Here is a 6,670-nt window from a genome sequence, read left to right as displayed (position 1 = left end):
GGAGATGACATCGGTGTTGATCTGGCCCATCAGCAGGCCGAGCAGGATCATCGCGATCGCCTTGACCAGCGAACCCGAGGCCAGCACCACCGCGCCGATCAGGCCCAGCACCATCAGCGAGAAGTATTCGGCCGGGCCGAACTTGAAGGCCAGTTCGGTCAGCGGCGGCGCGAAGGCGGCGACGATCATCGTGGCCACCGAGCCGGCGAAGAAGGAGCCCAGGCCGGCCGCGGCCAGCGCGGCGCCGGCGCGGCCCTGGCGGGCCATCTGGTAGCCGTCGATCGCCGTCACCACCGAGCTCGATTCGCCCGGCACGTTGATCAGGATCGCGGTGGTCGAGCCGCCGTACTGCGCGCCATAGTAGATGCCGGCCAGCATGATCAGCGCCGGCGTCGCATCCAGCGAGTAGATCGAGGGCAGCAGCATGGCGATCGTCGCCACCGGCCCGAGGCCGGGCAGCACGCCGATCAGCGTGCCGAGCAGCGCGCCGCCGAATGCATACAGCAGGTTCTGGAAGGTGAAGGCGACGCCGAAGCCAAGCGCCAGGTTGTCGAGCAGTTCCATCGTTCGCTCCTCAGCCCATGAACCACGGCTTGAGCGGAATCGTGAGGTTCAGCCCGTAGATGAACACCAGCCAGCTGAAGGCGGTGATGATGACGGCGTTGACCGCCGCTTCGCCCGGATGGAACTCGTCGCCGGCCAGCGCCGACGTGATCACCAGCAGCGGCAACGTGATGAACATGCCCAGGCGCGGCAGCAGCAGGCCGAATAGCACCATTGAGCCGACGATGATGATCAGCGGCTTCCAGGCGAAAGCGCCCACAGGATCGCCGCCTTCGACCTCGATCGTCAGCGCCTTGAACAGCACGACGGCGCCGAGTACCGCGGTCAGCAGCCCCAGGCCGAACGGGAAATAGCCCGGGCCGGGCCGCGCCGAACTGCCGAAGCTGTAGTCGGTCGCTCCCCAGGCGAAGCCCAGGCCGACCGCGATGAACATGAGGCCCGACCAGAAGTCGCGCTGGCTCTTGATCTTCACTGCAATCTCCTCCGCGAACGGACTGTTTGCGGCGGATTCTAGGCAGCGATACCCGAGTGCCCGGTGTGGTTTACACGTAAGCTGACGGCCCCGCGGCCGGCGTGCCACCTTGGCTCATTCCCAGCCTGGCGTGGCGCGGAGCACTTCTTCCAGTGTCGTCAGACCTTCGGCCACCTTCATCGCACCGGCCACGCGCAGCGGGCGCAGGCCGCTGTGCAGCGACTGCTTGCGCAGCCGTGCGATGTCGGTCGTGGGCGTGACGCACTGGCGCTCTTCCTCGCCGATCGTCAGCAGTTCGTACAGGCCGGCACGGCCGCGGTAGCCGGTCATGCGGCATTCGAGGCAGCCCACCGGCTTGTAGGGTTTCACGCCGCCCGTCAGCCGCCAGGGCTTGACGAACTCGCCGAGTTCCTCGCGCGACAGCGCATCGTCCGGCTGCTTGCACGACGGGCACAGCGTGCGCACGAGGCGCTGCGCGAGCACGCCGATCACGGTGGCGCCGATCAGGTAGGGCGGCACGCCCAGATCCTCGAGGCGCGTGATCGCCGAGACCGAGTCGTTGGTGTGCAGCGTGCTGAAGACGAGGTGGCCGGTCAGCGCGGCCTGGATGGCCATCTCGGCGGTTTCCAGGTCGCGGATCTCGCCGACCATGATGATGTCCGGGTCCTGCCGCATCAGCGCGCGCAGTCCCTCGGCGAAGTTGAGGTCGATGGCCGGCTGCACCTGCGTCTGGTTGAACGCCGGCTGGATCATCTCGATAGGATCCTCGATCGTGCAGACGTTCACCTCGTCGGTGGCCAGCCGCTTGAGCGTCGAGTACAGCGTCGTGGTCTTGCCCGAGCCGGTCGGGCCGGTGACCAGGATGATGCCGTGCGCCTGCGACACCAGCTCTTCCCAGCGCTTGCCGTCGTGGGCACCGAAACCGAGCGCATCCATCGACTTGACGGTGGTCTCGGGGTCGAAGATGCGCATCACCATCTTCTCGCCGAAGGCGGTGGGCAGCGTCGACAGGCGCATCTCGACCTCGTCGCCGCTCGGGTTGCGTGTCTTGATGCGGCCGTCCAGCGGACGGCGCTTCTCGACCACGTCCATGCGGCCGAGCAGCTTGACCCGCGCGATCATCGCGTTCATCACGCCGGGTGGCACCTGGTAGACGTTGTGCATCACGCCGTCGATGCGGAAGCGGATCACCGAGCGCTCGCGGCGCGGCTCGAGGTGGATGTCGCTGGCGCGCTGGTCGAAGGCGTATTGCCACAGCCAGTCGACCACCTGCACCACACCCTGGTCGTTGGCGTCGAGCTGCTTGTTGCTGCGGCCGAGCTCGACGAGCTGCTCGAAGCTGGAGATCGACGAGGTCTCGCCGGTCTTGATGGCCGCGCGCACCGAGCGCGACAGGCTGTAGAACTCGGTGGTGTACTTCTGCAGCTCGACGGGGCTGACCACCACCAGCTTGATCGGCTTGCCGGTATGCGCCTCGATCTCGGGCACCCAGCCGGTGTCGCAGGGCTCGCAGGTGGCGATGGTCACGTCGCGCAGGCCGACGTTCAGCGGCAGTGCCTTGCGGCGCTCGGCGTAGCTGATCGACATCACCTCGGCGACGCGGCCGACGTCGACCTTGAGCGGGTCGATGCGCACGTAGGGCAGCTTGACGCGGCCGGCCAGCCATTCGGTCAGCGCCTCGACGTCGAGCACCCGGCCCTGGCCCGGATCCTTGTCGCGCTGCAGGCCGAGGCCGGCAATGCGCACCAGCGGATGCTGGCGGCTGTCGGTGCCGTGGAAACGCTTCTCGGTGGCGCGGGCCACCTCCTCACTCAGGACGCCGTCCTTCCGCATCCAGCGCAGCAGCACGCGCCAGTCCAGCGGGCCGACGTGCGGCTTGTCGAAGGCAAGATCGGGAGCGTTCATGCGGGTGGGAGGACGGAGTCCGGCAAGGGGCGGATCATGCGCAGCCATTTTCGCGCCGGCAAGCCGAACCGGGTGTCGATCTGTTGCGCCCGGGCGGCGAGTTCGTCACGCTCGGGCAGGCTGGATCGCTTGAGCGCCAGCACGATGGTGTTGCCTTCGCGCGTCGGCTGCATGGCCACCACCACGCCGCCGGAGAAGGCGGCGGCGATGCGCCGCGCGCTGCGCGCGAAGCTGGCGTGACGGCCGAACAGGTTCACGCTCATCACGCCACCCTCGGCCAGCACGCGCGCGCAGCCGCGGTAGAAGGCCTCGCTGTCGAGCACCGGGCCGGCGGCCTCGTGGTCGTAGACGTCGACGCACAGCACGTCCACCGAGCCGGGCTCGGCGACCTCGTCTACCCAGTGCTGGGCGTCCATCTCCAGCACGCGCAAGCGCAGCCCCTGCGCAGGCAGGCGGAAGAAGGCGCGGTTGACACCGATCACCGTCGGGTTGAGCTCGACCACCGTGGTCTTCATCTTCATCACGCCGTGCGTGAAGCGCGTGATCGCGCCGGCGCCCAGCCCGAGCTGAACGGCATGGCCACGGGCCACCTCCTCGGTGGGCCGCAGCAGCATCCAGGCCATCATGCGCTGCACGTATTCCAGCTCGATCTGCGCCGGCTTCTTCAGCCGCATCGCGCCCTGCACCCAGGGCGTGCCCAGGTGCAGGTAGCGCACGCCGTCGTGCTCGGAGATGGTGGCGGGCGCCAGTTCGGGCGCGGTCTCCTTCTTTCTCGTCGTCATGCCAGTCCGTGAGAGACGAAGGCGGCCCGCCAGGCCGCCAGCTTGCGTTCGAAACTCCAGCTCGCGTTGGCCGGGCTGGTGGACGGCAGGCGGATCACCTCGACGCCCAGCGTGCGCGTGATGGCCATGGCGCGCGCCGACTCGCCGCCGTTGTGCGCCACCGCCTGCAGCTTCGGCGCGCGGCGCTTCAGGCTGGCCAGGTCGTTGGGCACGCTGTCCTCGATGGCGCTGTCCAGGCTGCCTTCGCGGCGGCAGCGGGCGTAGACGTCCCAGATGCCCAGGCCGCGGCGCTTCACCTCGGCCAGGCGCGCCCGGTACGGCATCGCCACCAGGTCCACACCCCAAAGCGCCGACAGCAGCGGCCAGAACTGATTGCGCGGATGGGCGTAGTACTGCTGCGCCTGCAGCGAGGCCACGCTCGGAAAGCTGCCCAGCACGACCAGCCGCGTCTCGCGGCCGATCACCGGCGCCAGGCCGTGCAGGAGCGCGCCGCTCATGCCGGCAGACGCGGCAGCGCCGCACGGGCATTGGCGGTGGTGGCCGCGGCGAACTCGTCGACCGCCATGCCGCGCAGCCCGGCCAGCACCGCAGCGATGCGCGGCAGCTCGGCCGGCTCGTTGCGGCTCGCCTGCCCGGCGGCACGCTCGGCCGCCGTGCGGTACAGCCAGTGCGGCGGGATGTCCGGCGCATCGGTCTCGACCACGATGGACGGCAGCGGCAAGGTGCGCGCCAGTTCGCGGATCTGCAGCGCGCGCTCGAAGGTGGCCGCGCCGCCGAAACCGAGCCGCAGGCCCAGGCCGATGAAGGCCTGCGCCTGCTGCGCGCTGCCGTTGAAGGCATGGGCGATGCCGCCGCCCACCTCGATGCGGCGCAGCTGCTTGAGCAGGCCGTCGGCCGAGCGGCGCACGTGCAGGATCACCGGCAGGCCGTGGCGCCTGGCGAGCCGGAGCTGCGCGACATAGAAGCGCTCCTGCCGCTCGCGGTCGAGCCCGGGCACGAAGTGGTCGAGCCCGATCTCGCCGACGGCGACCAGCCGCGGGTCGTCGCGCAGCGCGGCCAGCGCGGCGTCGAGCCGGTCGAGGTCGTCTTCGGCCGCGCGGTGCACGTACAGCGGATGGATGCCCAGGGCGTAGGCCAGGCCGTGGGCGTGCGCCAGCGAGCGCACCGTCTCGAAGTTGGCCGCCTCGACGGCTGGAAGCACCTGCATGCCCACCCCGGCAGCGCGGGCGCGCGCGACCACGGCGTCGCGGTCGGCGTCGAACTCCGGGGCGTCGAGGTGGCAGTGGGTGTCGGTCCACATGGGCGCGCATGATGACAGCCCCGCGAGTGGCTGCACCGTGACGCGGGCCGGCCGGTCGTGCTACCGTAGCAGCGCATCCCGTCCGTTGGGCGTCGCGCCGGAGCAGTCGATGAAGAAGGCACCGCTGTACAGCCGTTCTCGCCGGGGGGTGGCCGCCCCAGAAGCGCCGCCTCCGCCGACTGCCGCGCCCGTCGAGGCCGTGCCGCCACCGGCCCGCCTCGCGCGTGCACGGGCCTTTGCTGCACGGCATGAGCGCAAGCTCTGGGCCCTGGCGCTGCTGCTGATCGTGGTGCTCGCGATGGTATGGCGCACCGGCCCCCGCCCTGCCGCCCCGCTCACGATCGAGCAGATCGATCACCTGGTTCGCAAGTCGATCGAGGAGAAGCCGCTGACCTCGGCGGCGATGCTCGCCTACGACAAGATCATCCCCTCGGTGGTGCGCGTGGTCGGCTACGACCGGCGGGGCGAGACGCCGCACGGCGACAAGAAGCCGCGCCGCGAGCCGGTCGAGAGCGAGAGTGCCTCGCCGAAGAACGAAACCACGGAACTGCCCGGCTTCGAGGAGCGCGGCGTGGGCACCGGCGTGGTGATCGTCGACAACGGCACCATCCTGACCAACCTGCATGTGGTCATGGGCGCCGAGCGCGTGCGCGTGACCTTCATGGACGGGCTGGAGGCCGATGCCAAGCTGGTCAGCGTGATGCCCGAGCACGACCTGGCGGTGCTGCGCGCGCAGAAGATCCCCGACGACCTGTTCTCCGCCACCATGCGCAGCACTGGCGACCTCGCCCCCGGCGACCGGGTGATGGCGGTGGGCTTCCCCTTCGGCATCGGGCCCTCGGCCTCGGAGGGCATCGTCTCGGGTTTGAAGCGTGAATTCCGTTCGCCGGAAGGGGAACGCGTGCTCACCAACCTGATCCAGTTCGATGCGGCGGCCAATCCGGGCAACTCGGGCGGGCCGCTGGTCACGATGGAAGGCGAGGTCGTCGGCATCGTCACCGCCATCCTCAACCCGACCAAGCAGCGGGTGTTCGTCGGCATCGGCTTCGCCGTACCGATCGAGAACGCCGCCGCCGGCGCCGGCATGCCACCTTTCTGACGAGGAGCTTCATGGATTCCACAGCCACCAGCGGCCAGGCCGCCACCCTGATGGAGCGGGTGCTCTACGAGGTCAAGCGCGTCGTCGTCGGCCAGGACCAGTTCCTCGAGCGCGTGATGGTGGCCATGCTGTCCAACGGCCACCTGCTGGTCGAGGGCGTGCCCGGGCTGGCCAAGACGCTGACGGTGAAGACGCTGGCGCAGACGCTGCGCGGCCAGTTCAAGCGCATCCAGTTCACGCCCGACCTGGTGCCCGCCGACCTGGTCGGCACGCGCATCTACAGCCCCAAGACCGGCGAGTTCGACACCTCGCTGGGGCCGGTATTCACCAACCTGCTGCTGGCCGACGAGATCAACCGCGCCCCGGCCAAGGTGCAGAGCGCGTTGCTCGAGGTGATGCAGGAGCGCCAGGTGACGATCGCCGGCGTCTCTCACAAGGTGCCCGAGCCCTTCCTGGTGATGGCCACGCAGAACCCGATCGAGACCGAGGGCACCTACCCGCTGCCCGAGGCGCAGGTCGACCGCTTCATGATGAAGGTGCTGGTCGAC

General features: G+C 69.5%; 8 protein-coding genes. 2 read left to right on the top strand and 6 right to left on the bottom strand.

Annotated elements, in window-relative coordinates:
• From AB7U92_RS19325 to AB7U92_RS19300, 6 genes are all read right to left on the bottom strand, one after another.
• Positions 1-564 (bottom strand): tripartite tricarboxylate transporter permease (locus AB7U92_RS19325; protein WP_428580703.1); only part of this gene is annotated, 564 nt, incomplete at its 3' end.
• 10 nt (positions 565-574) lie between these two features.
• On the bottom strand, positions 575-1,036 hold the full coding sequence (locus tag AB7U92_RS19320) for a tripartite tricarboxylate transporter TctB family protein (RefSeq protein WP_428580700.1): 462 nt from the start codon (positions 1,034-1,036) through the stop codon (positions 575-577).
• A gap of 114 nt (positions 1,037-1,150) precedes the next feature.
• Positions 1,151-2,941 carry a GspE/PulE family protein gene (locus AB7U92_RS19315; protein WP_428580697.1) on the bottom strand — a complete coding sequence of 597 codons (1,791 nt, stop codon included), beginning with the start codon at positions 2,939-2,941 and terminating at the stop codon, positions 1,151-1,153.
• Positions 2,938-3,723, bottom strand: a complete 786-nt coding sequence (locus tag AB7U92_RS19310) for a spermidine synthase (RefSeq protein ID WP_428580694.1) — start codon at positions 3,721-3,723, stop codon at positions 2,938-2,940. The genes AB7U92_RS19315 and AB7U92_RS19310 overlap by 4 nt, the downstream gene beginning before the upstream one ends.
• On the bottom strand, positions 3,720-4,220 hold the full coding sequence (locus tag AB7U92_RS19305) for a DNA-deoxyinosine glycosylase (protein WP_428580692.1): 501 nt from the start codon (positions 4,218-4,220) through the stop codon (positions 3,720-3,722). The genes AB7U92_RS19310 and AB7U92_RS19305 overlap by 4 nt, the downstream gene beginning before the upstream one ends.
• A complete protein-coding gene (locus AB7U92_RS19300; RefSeq protein ID WP_428580689.1) occupies positions 4,217-5,023 on the bottom strand; it encodes a TatD family hydrolase in 807 nt (268 codons plus the stop codon). Before AB7U92_RS19300 ends, AB7U92_RS19305 begins: the two co-directional genes overlap by 4 nt.
• Positions 5,024-5,132: 109 nt before the next feature.
• Between AB7U92_RS19300 and AB7U92_RS19295 the strand changes: the two genes are divergently transcribed.
• Together AB7U92_RS19295 and AB7U92_RS19290 are read left to right on the top strand one after the other, a co-directional pair.
• A complete protein-coding gene (locus AB7U92_RS19295) occupies positions 5,133-6,122 on the top strand; it encodes a S1C family serine protease (protein ID WP_428580687.1) in 990 nt (329 codons plus the stop codon).
• Positions 6,123-6,133: 11 nt separating this feature from the next.
• Positions 6,134-6,670, top strand: a 537-nt coding sequence (locus AB7U92_RS19290) for an AAA family ATPase (RefSeq protein ID WP_428580685.1), incomplete at its 3' end; no start/stop codon positions are given.

Origin of the sequence: Piscinibacter sp., from assembly GCF_050175855.1 — a bacterium.
GTDB lineage: Bacteria > Pseudomonadota > Gammaproteobacteria > Burkholderiales > Burkholderiaceae_C > Piscinibacter.
Note: the sequence above shows the minus strand (reverse complement) of the source record. Positions and strands in the feature narration are given on the sequence as shown.

Bases quoted from the DNA above. Each gene is read 5' to 3' on its own strand.
- AB7U92_RS19315 (WP_428580697.1), bottom strand. From the start codon at position 2,941: ATGAACGCTCCCGATCTTGCCTTCGACAAGCCGCACGTCGGCCCGCTG.
- AB7U92_RS19310 (WP_428580694.1), bottom strand. From the start codon at position 3,723: ATGACGACGAGAAAGAAGGAGACCGCGCCCGAACTGGCGCCCGCCACC.
- AB7U92_RS19305 (WP_428580692.1), bottom strand. From the start codon at position 4,220: ATGAGCGGCGCGCTCCTGCACGGCCTGGCGCCGGTGATCGGCCGCGAG.
- AB7U92_RS19300 (WP_428580689.1), bottom strand. From the start codon at position 5,023: ATGTGGACCGACACCCACTGCCACCTCGACGCCCCGGAGTTCGACGCC.
- AB7U92_RS19295 (WP_428580687.1), top strand. From the start codon at position 5,133: ATGAAGAAGGCACCGCTGTACAGCCGTTCTCGCCGGGGGGTGGCCGCC.